At 70.7% G+C, this 905-nt stretch carries 1 protein-coding gene; it reads left to right on the top strand.

The genetic code is table 11. The features are described from left to right. Positions 1-905 (top strand): phosphoribosylformylglycinamidine cyclo-ligase (purM, locus tag HW130_RS35220; protein ID WP_177153824.1); only part of this gene is annotated, 905 nt, incomplete at both ends.

Genomic DNA, 905 nt, shown 5'->3' with positions numbered 1-905 from the left:
GCGCCCGGAGGTTCTGGGCGGTCTGGGTGGCTTCGCCGGCCTCTTCGACGCCTCGGCTTTGAAGCGTTACGAGCGTCCGCTGCTGGCGTCCGCGACGGACGGTGTGGGGACGAAGGTCGACATCGCCCGGCGGATGGGCGTGTACGACACGATCGGGCACGACCTGGTCGCGATGGTCGTGGACGACATCGTGGTGTGCGGCGCTGAGCCGTTGTTCATGACGGACTACATCTGTGTGGGCAGGGTGCATCCGGAGCGGGTGGCCGGGATCGTCAAGGGCATCGCCGAGGGCTGTGTGCTGGCCGGTACGGCGCTGGTCGGCGGTGAGACGGCGGAGCATCCGGGTCTGCTGGGGCCGGACGACTTCGACGTGGCCGGTGCGGGCACGGGTGTGGTGGAGGCGGACCGGCTGCTGGGTCCGGATCGTGTCCGGTCGGGTGACGTGGTCGTGGCGATGGCGTCGTCTGGGCTTCACTCCAACGGGTACTCGCTGGTGCGGCATGTGCTGTTCGACCGGGCGGGGATGTCGCTGGAGCAGCGGGTCGAGGAGTTCGGCCGGACGCTGGGCGAGGAGCTGCTGGAGCCGACGAAGATCTACTCGCTGGACTGTCTGGCGCTGACCCGGACGGCCGAGGTGCACGCGTTCAGTCACATCACGGGCGGCGGGCTCGCGGCGAACCTGGCGCGGGTGATCCCGGAGGGTCTGCACGCGGTGGTGGACCGTTCGACGTGGACGCCGGGCGCGGTGTTCGACCTCGTCGGCCGGGCCGGCGACGTGGAGCGGCTGGAGCTGGAGAAGACCCTGAACATGGGCGTCGGCATGATGGCCGTCGTCCCGGCGGAGTCCGTCGAGGTCGCGCTGACCACCCTCGCCGACCGCGGCGTGGACGCCTGGGTCGCGGGCG

The organism is Streptomyces sp. PKU-EA00015, from assembly GCF_013387495.1.
Lineage (GTDB): Bacteria > Actinomycetota > Actinomycetes > Streptomycetales > Streptomycetaceae > Streptomyces.
This window is presented reverse-complemented; position numbering and strand designations above follow the sequence as displayed.